The organism is SAR86 cluster bacterium (assembly GCA_029268615.1).
In the GTDB taxonomy this organism is placed as follows: domain Bacteria; phylum Pseudomonadota; class Gammaproteobacteria; order Magnimaribacterales; family Magnimaribacteraceae; genus JAQWNM01.
This window is the reverse complement of sequence record JAQWNM010000010.1, coordinates 1-17,991: the sequence shown is the minus strand read 5'-3', so window position 1 is coordinate 17,991 and position 17,991 is coordinate 1. Positions and strand designations below refer to the sequence as shown.

The 17,991-nt window shown below is 33.3% G+C and carries 14 protein-coding genes, 1 tRNA gene and 1 pseudogene; 9 read left to right on the top strand and 7 right to left on the bottom strand.

The genetic code is table 11. The features are described from left to right. Nucleotides 1–6 precede the first annotated feature (6 nt). The 5 genes and pseudogenes from alaS (at nucleotide 7) to P8J93_04425 (ending at nucleotide 7,821) form a co-directional block, all read left to right on the top strand. Nucleotides 7–2,829, top strand: a complete 2,823-nt coding sequence (gene alaS, locus P8J93_04445) for an alanine--tRNA ligase (GenBank protein ID MDG2061050.1) — start codon at nucleotides 7–9, stop codon at nucleotides 2,827–2,829. A gap of 34 nt (nucleotides 2,830–2,863) precedes the next feature. Continuing rightward, nucleotides 2,864–4,084 (top strand): annotated as a pseudogene (locus P8J93_04440) (aspartate kinase). Further along, the gene (locus P8J93_04435) at nucleotides 4,084–4,467 is read left to right on the top strand and encodes a hypothetical protein (GenBank protein MDG2061049.1); all 384 of its coding nucleotides are present in this window, start codon (nucleotides 4,084–4,086) and stop codon (nucleotides 4,465–4,467) included. Before P8J93_04440 ends, P8J93_04435 begins: the two are co-directional and overlap by 1 nt. 42 nt (nucleotides 4,468–4,509) lie before the next feature. Beyond that, nucleotides 4,510–5,406, top strand: coding sequence for an FTR1 family protein (locus P8J93_04430; protein MDG2061048.1), 897 nt, complete (start codon nucleotides 4,510–4,512; stop codon nucleotides 5,404–5,406). A 303-nt stretch (nucleotides 5,407–5,709) separates the two neighbouring features. Continuing rightward, complete coding sequence (locus P8J93_04425; protein ID MDG2061047.1) at nucleotides 5,710–7,821, top strand: TonB-dependent receptor plug domain-containing protein; 2,112 nt, start codon at nucleotides 5,710–5,712, stop codon at nucleotides 7,819–7,821. A gap of 98 nt (nucleotides 7,822–7,919) precedes the next feature. On the opposite strand, the gene hemH is transcribed toward P8J93_04425, so the two are convergent. Further along, nucleotides 7,920–8,909 carry a ferrochelatase gene (gene hemH / locus P8J93_04420; protein ID MDG2061046.1) on the bottom strand — a complete coding sequence of 330 codons (990 nt, stop codon included), beginning with the start codon at nucleotides 8,907–8,909 and terminating at the stop codon, nucleotides 7,920–7,922. Nucleotides 8,910–9,111: 202 nt separating this feature from the next. On the opposite strand from hemH, the gene P8J93_04415 reads away from it, so the two are divergent. Continuing rightward, entirely contained in the window at nucleotides 9,112–9,669 is a 558-nt protein-coding gene (locus P8J93_04415; protein MDG2061045.1) for a nitroreductase, read from the top strand. Nucleotides 9,670–9,834: 165 nt separating this feature from the next. Here P8J93_04415 and P8J93_04410 read toward each other — a convergent pair whose 3' ends face one another. The 5 genes from P8J93_04410 to hemB form a co-directional block, all read right to left on the bottom strand. After that, nucleotides 9,835–10,017: a hypothetical protein gene (locus tag P8J93_04410; protein ID MDG2061044.1), complete on the bottom strand. Its 183-nt coding sequence runs from the start codon at nucleotides 10,015–10,017 to the stop codon at nucleotides 9,835–9,837. A 150-nt stretch (nucleotides 10,018–10,167) separates the two neighbouring features. Then, on the bottom strand, nucleotides 10,168–10,590 hold the full coding sequence (gene hemJ / locus P8J93_04405) for a protoporphyrinogen oxidase HemJ (GenBank protein ID MDG2061043.1): 423 nt from the start codon (nucleotides 10,588–10,590) through the stop codon (nucleotides 10,168–10,170). 4 nt (nucleotides 10,591–10,594) lie between these two features. Beyond that, a complete protein-coding gene (gene hemF / locus P8J93_04400; GenBank protein MDG2061042.1) occupies nucleotides 10,595–11,407 on the bottom strand; it encodes an oxygen-dependent coproporphyrinogen oxidase in 813 nt (270 codons plus the stop codon). A gap of 6 nt (nucleotides 11,408–11,413) precedes the next feature. Then, entirely contained in the window at nucleotides 11,414–12,436 is a 1,023-nt protein-coding gene (locus P8J93_04395; protein MDG2061041.1) for a uroporphyrinogen decarboxylase family protein, read from the bottom strand. A gap of 11 nt (nucleotides 12,437–12,447) precedes the next feature. Further along, entirely contained in the window at nucleotides 12,448–13,443 is a 996-nt protein-coding gene (gene hemB, locus P8J93_04390) for a porphobilinogen synthase (GenBank protein ID MDG2061040.1), read from the bottom strand. A gap of 137 nt (nucleotides 13,444–13,580) precedes the next feature. On the opposite strand from hemB, the gene P8J93_04385 reads away from it, so the two are divergent. Further along, complete coding sequence (locus P8J93_04385; protein MDG2061039.1) at nucleotides 13,581–14,882, top strand: MFS transporter; 1,302 nt, start codon at nucleotides 13,581–13,583, stop codon at nucleotides 14,880–14,882. On the opposite strand, the gene hemC is transcribed toward P8J93_04385, so the two are convergent. Then, the gene (gene hemC, locus P8J93_04380) at nucleotides 14,849–16,360 is read right to left on the bottom strand and encodes a hydroxymethylbilane synthase (protein ID MDG2061038.1); all 1,512 of its coding nucleotides are present in this window, start codon (nucleotides 16,358–16,360) and stop codon (nucleotides 14,849–14,851) included. The two genes, P8J93_04385 and hemC, sit on opposite strands and share 34 nt — an antisense overlap. 119 nt (nucleotides 16,361–16,479) lie before the next feature. On the opposite strand from hemC, the gene hemA reads away from it, so the two are divergent. Both hemA and P8J93_04370 read left to right on the top strand, forming a co-directional pair. Beyond that, complete coding sequence (gene hemA, locus P8J93_04375; protein MDG2061037.1) at nucleotides 16,480–17,733, top strand: 5-aminolevulinate synthase; 1,254 nt, start codon at nucleotides 16,480–16,482, stop codon at nucleotides 17,731–17,733. Nucleotides 17,734–17,834: 101 nt separating this feature from the next. Further along, a tRNA-Ser gene (locus P8J93_04370) sits at nucleotides 17,835–17,924 on the top strand. Nucleotides 17,925–17,991: the final 67 nt, after the last annotated feature.

Below are 17,991 nucleotides of genomic sequence, written 5' to 3'. Positions count from 1 at the left end.
AAACTAATGCCTGATTTTTTAAGCACTAATGACATCCGGCAGATTTTCTTAGATTATTTTCAAGAGCATGGTCATGAACTAGTGAATAGCTCTTCATTAGTGCCTTCTAATGATCCATCTTTATTATTTACTAATGCAGGTATGGTTCCATTTAAAGATATGCTGTTAGGAATAGAGAGAAGAAGTTACACAAGAGCGGTTAGTTCTCAAAGATGCTTGAGAGTTGGTGGAAAGCATAACGATTTAGATAATGTGGGATACACGGCTAGACATCATACATTTTTTGAAATGCTAGGGAATTTTAGCTTTGGAGATTACTTCAAAGAGGAAGCTATAGAATTTTCGTGGGATTTATTAACAAATAAGTACAAAATACCTGCAGAAAGACTCTGGATAACAGTCCATAAAGATGATGATGAATCTGAAGCAATATGGAAAGAAAAAATAGGACTCAACCCTCAAAGAATTTCTCGTTTAGATGACGAAGAGAATTTCTGGACAATGGGAGATACAGGTCCATGCGGACCTTGTTCAGAGATTTACTACGACCACGGAGCACACCTTATTGGAGAGCCTCCTTCAATGGGTTCTGATCCTGGGGATAGATTTATAGAAATTTGGAATTTGGTTTTCACTCAATATGATAGGTCTAGGGACGGCAAGCTTAGTCCCCTTCCGAACCCTTGTGTTGATACTGGCATGGGTCTAGAAAGGATATCAGCTGTTCTTCAAAACCAACATAATAACTACACTACTGATTTGTTTTCAGTATTAGTAACTCATGCAAGTAAATTGACTAAAACGAAAGATCTAACAAATCCTTCTTTAAGGGTAATTTCTGATCACCTGCGGGCAAGTGCCTTTTTAATTGCAGAAGGAATAATTCCTGGCAATGAAGGTAGAGGTTATGTTTTAAGGAGAATAATAAGAAGAGCTTTAAGGCATGCTAATAAATTAGGAGCTCAGGGTCCTATTCTTTCTTTAATGGTGCCAACTTTAGTTCAAGAAATGGGAAAAGCACATCCTATGTTGCATAAGAATTTTGATCTAATAGAGGCAAATCTTTTGCAGGAAGAAGAGCAATTTGAAAAAACTCTAATACAAGGAATGTTATTACTAGAAGAAGAAGTTAAGAAATTAAAAGGGAAAACTATTTCAGGCGAGTTAGCTTTTAAACTATATGATACTTTCGGTTTTCCAGTGGATATGACAGCTGATTTCGCAAGAGAAAGACATCTAGAGGTTGATCAAGATAGTTATAAAGTTTTGATGTTAGAGCAAAGAAAAAGAGCCAGAGCATCAAGTAATTTTTCTTCATTGTTACCTGAATCAATTTTAATAGAAGGCAAGACAGAATTTGTAGGATATGAAAATGAAACCTGTGAATCACATATTTTAGAGTTAGTAACTTTTCCTGAGGGGATTCAAAATGATGTCTTACTAGAAAAAGATGAAGGAATTATATTCTTGAAGCAGACACCTTTTTATGCTGAATCTGGAGGCCAGGTAGGGGATAGAGGAAAAATTATTGGCGATGATTTTATTTTTTTGGTTAAAGATACACAAAAAATAGGAGATCATTTTGGCCATATAGGCGTTGTTGACAAAGGTAAGGTTAAAAAAAATGAAAAAATTAAAGCTTTAATAGACAGGCAGCTAAGAAATAAAACAGCACTTAATCACTCCGCAACTCATCTTTTGCATGCTGCTTTGAGAATAATTCTTGGAGATCACGTGGAACAGAAAGGCTCTTTTGTAGATTCTAATAGGTTACGTTTTGATTTTACTCATAGTAAAAGCATTTCAAAAGATGATCTTTTAAAGATTGAAGATTTAGTTAATGATGAAATTTTTAAAAATACCCATTCAGTAACAGAATTAATGACCATGGAAAATGCTAAAAGAAAGGGAGCTATAGCTTTTTTCGGAGATAAATATGGCCAAGAAGTAAGGGTTTTGAATTTTGGCGAAGGTTTTTCGATAGAGCTATGTGGCGGAACTCATGTAGAAAAAACTGGCGAAATTGGTTTTATGAAAATTATAAGTGAAACGGGAGTTTCAGCGGGTGTAAGAAGGATAGAGGCACTTACTGGTGCAAACGCAAAAGACTTACTTTTAAATTTACATCTTAAGATAATGACCCTTTCAAAAGAATTTAACCTTAAGGTAGACTCATCAGTAAGCTCTCTAGAAGGCAAAGATTCCCTAAATTCTATAAGGGAATTGCAATCTAAGATTAGCGAAATTTCTAAAGAATTGAATACTTCTAGTGATCAAGTAGTTGATAAAGTTTTTCAGATTATTAAGGATAATAAGGTTTTAAAGGACAAGGTTGGTAAACCAACTAACACTAAGCCTATTATTTTTACTCAAGATAATAAAATTCTAAATGCAGTGCTTAAACTTAAGAATGAGAATAAAAACCTTAATCAAGATTTGGGTAAATTAAAAAATCAAAACTTAGGTTCATTAATATCAGAAATTACTGATAGATTGGTTGAAGTAGCAGGTATCACTCTCATAGCAACTAAGCTTGAAGATTTGGATACAGTTAGCCTTAGAGAGACTGCTGATCAATTAAGGAGTAAATTTCCTAATGCCTTAGTTGTTCTGATCTCTATATCTGGAGATAAAAACCCATTAGTTGTAGCCTGCTCTAAAGAATTAATCAATATTGATGCAAGAGATATAGTAAAGCATTTAGTTTTGCAGTTAGGAGGAAGCGGCGGTGGAAGACAAGATCTGGCCCAAGGGGGTGTAGAGAATATTGATCATATAGATATAGCTTTAGCGTCAATTAAAGATTTATTAAGAAATTTAACAACTTAGATATAGAATACTCTTTTTTTTATAAGATTGTTAAATGGGAAAGTTATTTGTCCAAAAATTCGGTGGCACTTCAGTAGCGACAACAGAACGCATAGAAGAAGTTGCCGATATAATTATTGAAGATATAAAGACTGGAAATCAGGTTGTTGCAGTCTTGTCGGCTATGGGCAATCAAACTGAATAACTTATAAAATTAGCAAAAAAAATAGATCCAAACGCAAACCCAAGAGAATATGATGCACTCGTATCTACCGGCGAACAAATATCTGTTGCTTTATTAGCAATAACTCTAGAAAAGAAGGGTTTTCTTTCTAAATCATATTCAGCTTATCAGTTGGGAATTAAGACAAATGATTTGCATAAGCAAGCTAGGATATTAGATGTTGATGTAAAACGTTTAGAAGAGGATATTAAATCTGGGATTATTCCTGTAGTTACTGGTTTTCAGGGTATGAATGTTGTGGGAGATATTACAACATTAGGAAGAGGAGGTTCTGATACGACAGGAGTTGCCTTGGCAGTAGCTTTAGGGGCTGATGAGTGTCATATTTATACAGATGTTGAAGGAGTTTTTACCACGGATCCCAAAATATATAACAAAGCCAGATGTATGAAAGAAATTGTATTTGAAGAAATGCTAGAATTATCAAGTATGGGGGCTAAAGTTCTGCAAAGGAGAGCTGTTGAATATGCAAGTAAATATAAAATGCCTATAAAAGTCCTGTCCAGTTTCAATAATAGTGCAGGAACAATTGTAAAAGAAGAGGTGAAAGGAATGGAGAGACCCTTAGTAACAGGAATAAGTGCTGTTGATAATGAAGCTAAATTAACTATAAGAGAAGTTGAGGATATACCAGGAATAGCTGCAAAAATCTTAAGTCCTATTAGCGCAGCTGGAATTGATATAGACGTTATTGTTCAAAATATAAGTGCGGACAACATAACAGATTTTACTTTTACTGTTGATAAGTCTAGTGCTGAAGAAGCTGAAAGAATTTTATATGATGTTTCAAAAGAACTTGGAAGTGGAAAGATAGACGTTGACAGTGAAATAGCAAAGATTAGTGTTGTTGGTATTGGAATGAGAAGTCATGCAGGTATAGCAACAAAGATGTTCGAGAGCCTTGCAAAGTCAAATATTAATATACTAATGATTACAACTTCTGAAATAAAGATTTCTGTCGTAATAAAAAAGAAGTTTATGAAACAAGCAGTTATAGCTCTGCATGATACTTTTGAATTAGAAAATATCTAATGGAGTATTTTTTAGAAGCATTAAATCTGGAACAAGGTGTATTGAAGGGTTTTATATTTGGATTAGTTCATGTCACTATTCTTATAGTGGGTTATTATTCAGGATGGAGTATTAATAGAGTTTTGAAGATAGCTTCTAATGGAAATATAGCCGGTATAGTAGGGGCAGTAATAGCTCATGTTCTAGCTGATTTGATTGCATCTTATTTAGATCCCACATTAAGGTCAGCTGCATTTGGTATAGTCATAGGGGGAATAATTCCGTTACTTTTTATTCCTCTTTTAGAGAAATATATTGTAAAAAGCGGATCTCATATCATGGTAGGTGATCATGAGGATATAGAAAAGGATCTCAAGGATTCAAATCACTCCAATAAGCATTAAATTATCTGGCTTTTTAAATAAAAATGATTATCATTCACACCCATGAATGAATTTATCATTACTTTTAGAGAAACTTTAGAAGCAGCACTAATAGTTGGTATTATCTATACTCTTTTATCTAAGCAAGATTTAACGGAACAAATACGTCATTTATGGATGGCTGTAATAGCTGCAGTTATTGTAAGTATTATAGTTGCGTTATCTTTGAATGAAGTAAAAGATTCAATAGGTAATGTGTCTATAGAAAAGTTAGTAGAAGCTATTTTTATGTATATCACTGCCGGATTATTATGGTATGTAATTTTTTGGCTCGCAAAACACGTTAGTAATAGAAAAGAATTAGAAGGTCAGACTAATTCAGCTATTAAAACTTCTAGCTATGGGATATTTTTCTTGGTATTTTTTGCTATCCTTCGGGAGGGTTTTGAAACAGCAATTTTTTTGTTAGGAAGCTTTTCAATCTTAGGTTCATTTTCTTATACAGGCTTTATTTTAGGAATGACTCTGGCAATTCTTTTGGGTTATTTAGTGGTAATTCAGGGAAGGAGGCTAGATCTTAGAAAATTTTTTCGTTTAACTACTCTTCTATTAGTATTTTTAGCTTCTGGAATGGTTGCTTATGGTACTCATGAGGCAGAAGAATTCTTAGTAAAGGGAGAACATCTTGAGTGGGTAGGCATAGAAGATAAAAGCCAGATTGATAGAGTATGGGATGTTCTTAAACCCAAAGAAGAATTATTAGCAACAGATAATGATATTTTTTATACATATGGTAATGGAAAGTATACTCATTTACTTCATGACAAGGGGCAAATAGGAGTTTTCTTAAAAGGGTTTTTTGGTTATAACAGCAACCCAAATTGGGTAGAGTTAATCCTATGGTTTTTATCTATGTTAATAGGTTTAAATTTATGGCGAAGGTTTTACCTTACAAGCTAAAACTAGTTTAATTAATTATAAAGCCATTCGGTTTTATTAATTTTTCATCTTCCTGATAGCCCTAGAAGAAGGCTTATAAATTATTCATAAAATAAATTAACTAATTGATGAAAAAATTAGTTGCAAATGATATTTATTCTCATTTAAAATGCGAACGCGAATGATAATAATTATCAATTAATTTATATAGAGGTCTTAGTCATCATATTAAATTTAAAACAATTCTTAATATTATTAATAGTTTCTTCTTTATCTTTAATATCTTATTCAGATGATGCGCCCAAGGACAAGACAGAGATAGAAGTGATTACAATAGTAGGTTCTCAATCTGAAGCCATTGAGGTAGCTGGTTCAGCTTCAGTAATTACTGAAGCGGAGTTAGAGAAATATGAGTATACAGATATACATAAAATACTCTCAACCATTCCTGGAGTTAATTTCAAGCCTGAAGAGGGTTATGGATTAAGGCCAAATATTAGTATCCGAGGTACATATGCTGATAGATCAGGAAAAGTAACTCTTTTAGAGGATGGTATTCTTATAGCTCCGGCTCCTTATGCCGCTTCATCTGCATATTATTTTCCGACAGTAGGACGAATAGCAGGCGTTGAAGTTCTTAAGGGTCCTTCAGCGATTACCCAGGGTCCATACACGGTAGGAGGAGCAATTAACTTACTTAGTACACCTATACCTGATCAGACTGGAGGAATATTAAATCAAGAGTTTGGAGAAGATGGAACAATGAGAACTCACTTGGTAATAGGTGCAGTAGGAAAAAATGCTGCCTTTTCTATAGAGTCTCATAATTGGGAAACAGATGGTTTTGATTCCATTAAGGGGTCTAGTAATAATACTGGTTTTGATAAAGATGATGTTGTTATTAAGCTTAGACTGAATTCAGATAAGGATACTGATGGAATTTATCATGAATTAAACTTTAAGTATCAAGATTCAGAAGAAATTTCGGATCAATCATATGTTGGTTTAGCTGATGCTGATTTTAGAAAAGATCCTCATGCAAGATATGGACTATCAGCTTATGATGAAATGGATAATAACCATGATCAATGGTCTATTAATTACTTAGCTGACTTTGATAACCTAGAGGTAAGCGCAACTATTTATGAAAATGAATTTGCTAGAAACTGGTTTAAAGTTGACAAAATAGACAATAAAAAAGTTTATGGGCTTGGAAATGGCATTAATAATATTATAAGTGCTGCTAATGAAGGAAAAGCTGGAGGTTCAGCAATCCTTAATGGAACAAATGCTCAATCAGTAGAGATAAAACTTAAAAATAATAATAGGGCTTATGTCTCAGAAGGAACTGATTTCAAGGTTCAATACAATACTGATAGACAAAGTTTGACCGTTGGATATAGATCTACTGAAGATAATGAAGATAGGTTTCAAATTTATGAATATGTTGACTGGAGTGGAGGCAAACTTGGGCCTTTAACTAAAGGTTCTGCTCCAGGTTTTAGTTCTAATAATAGACTAACTTATTCTGAAGCTACTGCTTTTTACATTAATGAAGAGATTAATTTTGGAGCTCTAACAGTGAATGTGGGTTATCGTTCTGAAGATTGGGAAATATCTCAAGATCGTTATGTGGATGTGGCTAGAACAGCAGTTAATGCTGCAAAAGGTTATCCTAAGAAACTAACAGACTCAGATAACAGGCTTATGGGCTTTGGAGCAACATATGAACTTAATGAAACTACTTCACTTTTTGTTGGTTTTCATGAAGGCTTTACCCCAACAGGTGGTGGAGCTGATTCAGAAGAAGCAGATAACTTAGAGGTAGGAGTAAGATATGTATCTGTAGATATCTTTGCTGAATTTGTAGTTTTTAATACTGATTATGCAAATATGTTTGGAACTTGTACCGCTTCAGGAGGAGCAGTTGGTAGCTGCGATCAAGGAGATTCCTTTAATGGAGGTGCCGCAACAATTGAAGGTATTGAGCTTGCTTTGAAGAAAGTTTGGCGATCTGATAACGGAACAATTTATCCTTTAAGTCTTACATATACTTCTACTGATGCTCAATTTGACTCTTCTTTCAAGAGCTCATTTTGGGGAAATGTAAATGCTGGAATGGATCTGCCAGATCTCCCAGATACTCAACTAGCTTTATCAACTGGATTTGAAATGGAGAATGGTTGGTCTGGAGATGCAACTTTATATTCTTATGGAAGTACTTGCTCAGTAGCAGCGTGTACGGCAGGAACGGAGATAGACTCTTATAATGTAATAGATGTTACTGTGGCGAAGGAGATATCAGAAAAATCTGATATATACATAGTCATAGAAAATATAACAGATGAAGAAGATATTGTAGCTAGAGCACCTAAAAATGGAGCTAGAGCTCAGAAGCCAACTACAACTACAGTTGGAATAAGATACCGGTTCTAGAAAATAAGAATCCTTAAATGTAATACCCTCCCCAGTAAGCAAATAAGAAAGATTCGGGAATCCAGCAGTGTTAAGGCTGCTGGATTTTTTGTGAGCCTTCATATTAGATTTGTTAAACAATCTATCCAAAGGTCATCTTGATTTAAGCATGGAATATAATAAAAGTTTTCGCCTCCAGCACTTATAAAAGTTTCTCGTCCTCTTATCTGAACTTCTTCTAGAGTTTCTAGATTATCAAGAAGAAATGATGGGCATACAACTGCTATGTTTTTAAATCCTTTTTTTGGCAGTTCCTTAAATTCAATATCAGAAAAAGGTTTAAGCCATCCTGGGCCTATCCTAGATTGAAATGCTACACCCCATTGTTTATTTTTTAATTCTAATGATGAGGCGCACAATCTTGAGGTTTCTAAGACCTGTGATTTATAGCAATATTGCTTTGCCTCTGACTCCACTTGGCAACAATTTTTACTTTTTAAGCAATGACTTCCTGTAGGATCTATTTTAGTTAAATGACTTTTAGGAATGCCATGATAACTAAATAATAAGTAATCAATATTATTAATAAATGGTTTAATTTTAGTGCTAAGTGCATGTATGTATTGAGAGTTATTATGAAAAGATTTTATAAATTTTAATTTTAATTTAGATTGAAGTTTATTATTTATCTCCTCTACTTTTCTAATGGTAGTAAGAGAAGTTGCCATAGCATAATGAGGGTAAAGAGGTAAAATGATCAAAGAAGTACATCCTTTATCAATTAACTTTTTCATGGATAATTCTATTGAAGGTTCTTGGTACCTCATTGCAAATTCAATCGGATATGTTGCTTCTTTTTGTAATTTTTCTTTTAAAGATCTTGTATTTATAATTAAGGGAGAACCGTCTTCTTTCCAGATCGCTTTATAAGCTTCCAGAGTCTTTTTAGCTCTGAAAGGTACTATAAAGTTAGTAACTAATATTTTTCTAAGAAATGCAGGTATGTCTATTACAAGTTCATCTTCCAAAAATTCTTTAAGGTAAATTTTAACTGATTCAAGATTTAAATCTTTTGGAGAGCCTAAATTGATTAATAGAATTCCTTTCATATTTTTTAAGTTTAACAAAAATTTTTTATTAAGACTTAGAGGTTTTATTAACTCTTAATTAAATTAATTGAGTTATTATATAATTTTAGACATAGGAGGTCTTGAGGAGAAAAGTAAATATGAACTTGGATGATGCATGCTAAATGCGATCTCATTTGTCTATTATTAATGCTTAATTCATTGTTATGATAAAGTGAATTGAATGGAAACCTTAAAAGCTCTTCATACTAGAAATTCAGCCTCTAGATTAATAGAGCCTGCTCCTTCAAAGAAAGAAATGGAGTTAGTTTACCAAGCTGCTTTTAGAGCTCCAGATCATGCATGGCTAAGACCCTGGAGGTTTATTCAAGTAACAGGTGAAAGTCGCAGTAAATTAAGTGATATTTTTTTAGAGACAGCTCAAAGGTTAAAGGGAGATATATCAGCAGATTTAGAGGCCAAATATAAGTCAGCTTCTTATAGAGCTCCGATGGTTATAATTCTTATTTCTGAGATAAAAAATCATCCAAAGGTTCCTTCCATAGAACAGATTTTATCAGTAGGAGCGGCAACTCAAAATATGTTGTTAGCGCTTCATGATTTAGGGTATGGAGCAATTTGGAGAACAGGCTCAATGGCTTTTAATGAAACTATTACGTCAGTTTTGAAATTAGGTGAAAATACAGAAGTAATTGGCTATTTATATGTAGGATCTAAAGAAGATGAATTAAAAAAGTTGCCTAATTTAGCTTCTGAAGACTTTGTTTCATATTGGGAATAAAGTTTAGTTTAAATGACACGACTTATCAGGAATAATAACAAGGTGATGGAGCTTAAAAATAAAAAGGTTATTTTAATAATCCCATTAAAAGTAATTTTGTTGGAGATGCTTGAAATATAGTCTCTTTATTTCCAATACCTATTAGTGCTTTAACTGCCGTTCTGATCAATTAAAGATAACTTGAGTAAGTAGAATACTTCCTAGCATCATAGCTAAGCAGGTTATTTGAACTATTGCGGGTATCATTACAAACATGATCAGAGGTTGTTTAACATTCATGAAAGAATCTTTATTTCTCCAGTCAAGGAATTCTTGTTCAGAAGCTTTTTCATTTACTATTGTTATCATAATTATATTTTTAGATTAATTTTTAAATTTATTATTTATATTTAATATAAATAAGAATTATATTATATTATTAATATAAATGATATATATTTCATAAAGAATATAAATTACTTAACAAGGTAATAGTTTTTTTTGGAGGAAAAGTTCAGTTTATTTAGGCTGAAATACTACTAAAATAATTATACCTATCAAAAGAACTGAAGGAATCTCATTAATTATTCTAAAGAATCTTTCAGATTTTATGTTCTGATCTTCAGAGAATTTTTTCTGTACGTTCCTAAGATAAAAGTGGAATAAAGTCATTGCTAGAACTAAAAACATTTTATAAACAAGCCAAACTTCCAGTTCCTTATAGCCAAATAAAAATAGACCAGAAATCCATACAATGACCAAAGAGGGATTGGCAATTAAAGATAAAAGTTTATCCTCCATAGTTTTAAAAGTTTCAGAAGTGTCAGTTCCTACCTTTTTTGTTGCGTGATAAACAAATATTCTAGGAAGATAAAAAAGTGCTGCCATCCAGGTAATTACAGAAATGATATGAATAACTTTAATAACTAGGAAAGTATTCATATCATTATTTCCATTTAGCGGAAGGTGGCATTGACATAAGAATTGCTTCTATATTACCTCCTGTTTTTAAGCCAAAGGTAGTTCCTCTGTCCCATATAAGATTAAATTCGACATATCGTCCTCGTTTAATGAGTTGTTGTTCCTTTTCTTCTTCTGTCCAGGGTTCATCTTTATTGTTACGAATTATTGTTGAAATTGCTTTAAGAGATGATTTTCCTACTTCTTTAATGAAGGCAAAATCATTGCTCCAAGAGTCTGTTTTTAAGTGATCAATAAAAATACCACCTTCTCCTCTGGACTCTGATCTATGCGGTAGATAGAAGTATTCATCACAAGCTTCTTTGAAAGTTTTGTAATAACTATCATTTGCGCTATCGCAGGCTTCTTTCATGCAAGCGTGAAAAAAATCAGTATCTTTTTTTGAAGTTATTGTAGGTGTTAAATCTCCTCCACCTCCAAACCATGAGTCACCAGTAATTAAAAATCTGGTATTGAAGTGAAAAGCAGGTATTTTTGGTGAATGCATATGAGCAACAAGACTTATTCCACTTGCCCAATAATCTGAAGATTTTTCAGTTCCTTTAACTTGTGATTTAAAGTTATCATCAAATTTTCCAGACACGGTAGATATATTAACACCTACTTTTTCAAAAATTTTACCTTTCATTATGCTCATTTCTCCCCCACCAGAGAACTTATGATCCCAATAACTTCTATCAAAACTGGTTCCATCTATTTCTTCAAACTCATTACAAAAAGTATCTCTTAGATGTTTAAACCAGGCAGATGTAAGTTTCTTTTTTTCCTCAATATTCATTTCTTTCTAACAGAATACCGATCTTGCTCTTTTAACAAATTCTTTTACATTTTCTTGATCTGTAGTTTTTAATACACCATGGCCTAAGCCACAAACCCAGCCAGCTTTATCTTCATCACTAAGACTAGCCATTCTTTCAAGGTAAGGATCTAAATAACTTATAAATTCTTCTTTAGGAAGAGTTAAATGATTTTCATTGAAATTACCTTGAGTAAATCCATGAGTAGTAGATTTAAGGTAGGAGGTAATATCTTCATGAGAATCAACTCCTAATCCAGCAATCGGTATATCCGCATTATTTATTGTTTTTAGAATTAAAGAATAGTCAATTCCATCTTTAGCATAGTAGCCAATTTTTCCAGGAAATTTATTTATTAGGGAAGAAAAAGTTTTTGATAAATAAAGGTACAGATCCTCCTTTGATAATTGATGTGCTAACGAATCGAAGATCATCAAGTTTTCTGCACCCGCTTTGAGTTGTAGTTCAATATTTTGCTCTAGAAGAGGCAAGATTGTCTCGTCAAGTAAAGTTAGTTTAAACTTGTTGAGCTTTTGGTTTTTAGTTTCCTTATTTAAGCCGCAGGCGTAGGAGATTAATGTCCAAGGTCCACCTATAAATCCAATTAGTGATTTATCATCAGATAGTCTTTCAAGAGTTCTTTCTATTGCTTCACCTTGGAATTCAAGAGAGTTAATTGGATTAGTTTCAGTTATTAGACTACTTAAGTTATTTTCTGTTAGATGGTTACCAAAAATAGGTCCAGGGTTATAGGTCAAATTCATACCTAATGACTCTAGAGGGAAGAGAATATCACTGAATAAGATAGCTACATCAAAATCAAATTCTTCTATTGGTCCCATGGCAGTTTCAGCTGCAAGTTTAGGTGTTTTACAGAGGTCTTCAAATGAGAAATTTTTTTTTAAATTCTGATAGTGGTTGTGGTATCTACCAGCTTGCCTCATAAACCATATAGGAGGAGTTCTTTGAGGTATTCTTTGCAGGGCATTTTTGAATCTTAAATTGGACAATTTTAGACCTTTTATTTATTAAGTTTTAATGCAATTTCTTTAGCTGCATAAGTAATAATACAGTCAGTACCTGCGCGTTTAAAACAAAGTAAAGATTCTATGATTACCTCTTCTGAAAGCCATCCTTTCTCAATAGCACCTTTAAGCATCGCATATTCACCGCTAACCTGATATCCAAAGGTAGGTAATAAAAATTCTTCTTTTATAGCTTTTATAACATCAAGATAAGGCATTCCTGGTTTTACCATGACAATGTCAGCACCTTCTTGGATATCTAAGGCAACTTCATGTAGAGCTTCGTTTATATTTGCAATCGGCATTTGATAAGTATCTTTGCTTCCTTCTCCCAGATTTGTAGAAGATCCAACAGCATCCCGAAAAGGGCCATAAAATTTAGAACTAAATTTTGCTGAGTACGAAAGAAGTAATGTATTAAAGAAGCCATTTTCCTCCAGAGATTCTCTGATTACTTTAATTCTTCCATCCATCATGTCAGATGGGGCGATTACATCTGCTCCAGCTTTAGCCAAGACTAAAGATTGATTTATCAATACTGGAAGAGTTAAGTCATTATCTACATAGTTATTGTTGTCTAATAGTCCATCATGACCATGAGTTGTATAAGGGTCTAGAGCAACATCAGCAATTATAATAATGTCTGAATTATCTTTTATTTGTCTTATTGCTTGAGAAATTAGATTGTCCTCATTGAGAGCTTCGCCTCCACGTGCATCTTTTTTTGCAGGGTCTATAACGGGGAATAAAGCTATGGCTTGAATTCCAGCAGCTTCAATATTTTTAATTTCTTGACTTAGGACATCTAATCCTAACCTATCTATACCCGGAAGGGACGGGATAGGCTCAGATCCTTTCAAGCCTTCTTTTATAAAAAGTGGTTGGATTAAATCAGAAGGTCTTAAGTCAGTTTCTTTCAATATTGATCTTAAATTAGAAGAAGTCCTAGTTCGTCTTAATCTAGTAAATGGATATTTTCTAATGGTTTTCATATATGTTTCTCTAATTATAACCTGTAAAAGTATATACAGGTCTAGGGCTTGATAAATCTTGTCACTTTCATTAATACCTAGAAGTAAAATAATAACTACTATATCCTTGCGCAAACATCGTTTATAGGGAAATACCAATGATCTCACCAGTTTGGCCATTCAGACCAAGTAAAATACCATTTTTTTATGGCTGGGTAATCTGGATAATTAGTACTTTAGGAATTTTATTTAGTATTCCGGGTCAAACCATGGGATTGGCTGTTTTTACAGAGTCATTTATAGATGTTTTAGGATTAACTAGGACTCAACTCTCTTTAGCTTATCTAGCAGGAACATTAGGGTCAGCATTATTTTTAGCTAAAGCAGGAAAATGGTATGACCAACTTGGTGGCAGGGTCATGATTAGTGCAGCTTCCATAGCATTGTCTTTAATGATTTTGTATATCAGCTTCATAGATATTATTCGTTTAACTCTAGGTGGACCTTCTTTTATTAGTTTTTTATTAATCTTAATTGGTTATTTTGGGGTCAGATTTTTTGGACAAGGTATTTTAACAAGCTGCTCAAGAAATGTATTACTTCTTTGGTTTGTAAAAAGAAGAGGTTTAGTTTCAGGAGCTAGGAGCGTTTTTGTGAGTTTAGGATTTTCTCTAGCCCCATTGCTTTTAGCAAGTTTAATAGCGACCTATGGTTGGAGAGAGTCTTTATGGATTCTGAGTTTACTTGGAGGAGTAGGGTTTTCTTTTTTAGCATTGATATTTATAAGAGACAATCCAGAATCATGTGGTCTGAGAGCCGATGGTTCAGACTCTAAATCAGATGAAGAGTTTCAGTTAGAAACACCCAGTCAAACTCTAGAACAGGCAAAATTAAATCCCATATTTTGGATTTATTCTCTTAGCTTAAGCATGCATGCTATGTTTGGGACCGCTATTGTTTTTCATATAGTTGCTATATTTTCAGAAGCAGGTAAAACATCCTCAGAGGCTTTTAGTTATTTTATACCAGCAGCAATTTTTTCGACTATAGCCAATCTTTGCGCTAGTTGGATTGCTGATAAAATTTCTCTAAAGCCAATTTTAATAATTATGTTGATAACTTTTTGCTTTGGCTCTTGGGGGTTAATTAATTTAGAACTTAGTTGGGGATTTTGGTTATTAGCTTTTGGGTTTGGAGTAGGAGGCGGTCTTTGGGGTGTAATTTCAAACCTAGCATTTATTAGGTTCTTTGGACCTAGACATTTGGGTGAAATAAGCGGTTTTAGTACTTCTTTAACAGTCTTTGCAAGCGCTATAGGACCGGCTGCATTTAGTTTAGGTTATGATTATTTTGGAACTTATACAATGTCTGCAAAGATATGTTTAGTGTTTCTTATATTCCTGCTGGGAGCTGCATTATTATTAAATCAAAAAGAGGATGGGCAATTAGATTCTAATTGATCTATCCAGTCCTGATAATCAAGAAACGGTTGAACATTTCCGGGAGTATGACTTTCAATAATATCAAAGGATTTTCCAAGTCCTGATGCATGCTTTGCATTTAATATTTCAGGGAACTCTTCAATGGCTCTTTCAAAGGAAGAAGCACTCATCCAGAAAAAGTGTGTTTTTTTTCCAATTGAAGGATCAAGTTTCAAAGGTATTAATTCATATGTAGAAATAATTCTTTCTGAATTAATCTTATTGTTATGTGAAAGCTTATACCATTTAATTACTGAGAAGGGGTTGTTTGCGGGGCTTTCTTCTTCACCTAAGCTATCAGAGCAGCCATTAACCCATTTTCCAGACTTTGCTAAATTTAACCATGTCTCTATACCACTGGCCCAGATATAATTAGATTCTTTGATAAATATCTCAGAATCTAAAGCATTAGATCTGCTTATATAAATTCCTGCATTATCTATTTTAGAAAGCTCTTCGTTAAAATGTTTGATGGGTTTTCTTTTAAAGAATAGAGGCTTTTCATTTTTTTGTGGATAGATAGATTCCTTGCTTGCACCTTTAAAAAATTTTTTTATAACCTTTTTAGGCCTAAAAGAATGCATATTAATTTCTAGCCCTTCCTCTGTTTCACCAATGACATTAAGGATCTCACCTAATTTATGCTGTTGGAGGCTCACCCCAATCTTTTGATGACATCCCCCTCCATAAGATTTTAAAATTTCTCTTTCTTCTTGTGCGGCTTGAAATATTGTTTTATCACTTAATTTATCTATTATTGATCTTATTTTAGTATTTTCAGATTTGGCTTCTATTGCAATAGCGCCTTGAGCTGCAGCACAAGGGTTGACAGATAATGGAAGGATCATCCATGCCATTTCTTCTATAATTTTTTTTAATTCCGTTTGCTCTGCAAGGAAAGTAGGGTTGTCATCATTGATCAATCTATCTATGGCAGCTTTAGCAACTATTAGACCGTCAAGTGAACTATCCTGAAGCTTTTTAAATCTAGTAAGAATATTTCCTCGGATATCATGAAAGTCTACATCTATGTTGTTTCCTGGCAGCGCTTTCGGTAAAAAACTTTTAAGATTTCTTTCTCTTCTAGGTGAGGAGCTGAATAAATTAAGAGTATTATTATATTTACTTGTTTTTTTTAGGAACAACATATCCCTCATATCTGCTCTATTGATAGTGCCAATAATTTCTGTTCCTTCATCTAGATCAACTGGTAGATCTTTCCATGAATGGATGGCTATATCTGCATTTCCATTTAAGAGTTCCGCCTTTATATCTTTTGAAAAAACTCCTGGTTCTTTCATTTGATGTAAAGGAGTGGATAAATCTATGTCACCTTGAGTCTCTTTAAGAATAAAATCTATTTCGATAGAAGGATCTGAGTCTAATATTTTTTTAGCTACTTGATTTGCTTGAATTTGTGCAAGGGCACTCTTTCTAGAGATTATCTTTAGTTTCATTAACTTCTACTTATCTAATAAGAATCGTTCCTAATTCCTAATTCTACAGTCAAATGTGATATATTCCTTTTTTTTTAGGATTACATTTTACATTCTTATATCAAACTAAACTTTAATACATGAATTATAAAAAATTCTTTTCAGATGAGCTCATCTCTCTTAAGTCTCAAGGTCTATATAGAAAATTTAGAGCTATCAATAGAAATCAATCTAGTTTCCCTAAAGCAACTGAACTTTATGAAGGCGTAAGCAGAGAAGTTGAAGTCTGGTGCAGTAATGATTATTTAAATTTTAGTCAGCATCCAGAAGTCATTAATACTTCTATTGAAGTAATTAATGAACTAGGTACTGGGTCTGGAGGAACTAGAAATATTTCAGGAACCTCTACTTATCATGTTGACTTAGAGCAAGCTATTGCAGAGTTGCATAGTAAAGAATCAAGCTTACTTTTTCCATCAGCCTATACTGCCAACCAATCAACTTTATGGACATTGTGCAAGAATATGGACAGTGTAGAAGTTTATTCAGACGAGCTTAATCATGCTTCTCTTATTCAAGGAATCAAGAATGCAAATGTCACATGCCATGTATTTAGACATAATGACACGTCTCATTTAGAAGAGTTACTAGAGACGTCAAATGCGAATACACCTAAAATTATAGTATTTGAATCCTTGTATTCTATGGAAGGAATTAGATCGCCTTTATCTAGAATAGTAGATCTTGCAAAAAAATATAATGCTCTAACTTACTTAGATGAAGTTCATTCTGTAGGTCTTTATGGTCCAGAGGGAAGAGGTATAGCAGCTGAACTAAATGTTGAGGACGGTATAGATATTATAAACGGTACTTTATCTAAATCCTTTGGTCAGATGGGTGGATATATAGCAGCTAGTTCTGATTTAATTGACTTTATTAGAAGTTTTGCTCCAGGTTTTATTTTTACTTCTTCGATGAATCCTTCCATTGCAGCAGCTTCTTTAACAAGCATAAAGCTTGCAAAAAAAGCAGATACTTTAAGAGATAATATCAAAATTAATTCAACTTTAATCAGGGAAGGACTTAGAGCAATGAAGATACCTTTCTTAGAGAATGATAGCCATATTATTCCAATTCATTTGTATGATCCCATCCTATGTAAAGAAGCTGCTAATCTGTTAATTGAAAAACATGGTATTTATATCCAGCCTGTTTTTTTTCCGACAGTTCCTAAAGGCGATGAAAGATTTAGGGTAACTATTACTCCTAGGCATCAAAAAGAAGATATTAATAATTTCGTAGATGCTTTAGATTCAGTATGGACTGAAATGAACTTAAAGAGGTCTGATAGAGAGATTTCAATCAAGGACGAAGTTGTTTCTAGGATTTATTGAATTAAATCCAACATAAAATCTCATTTTTTAAATACTTAATTCACTCTTTTGTTAGGGTGAAATTTGAGTTGTAATGGTAGAATTGCCTTCCCATTCTATTAGGAGAGGTGGCTGAGTGGTTGAAAGCGCTCCCCTGCTAAGGGAGTAAGGAGTTAAATCCTTCGAGGGTTCGAATCCCTCTCTCTCCGCCATCAATTCTTTATGTATTTTTTGGAAACTATTTCAGACACAATCTGATGACCATTACTATTCCAATGC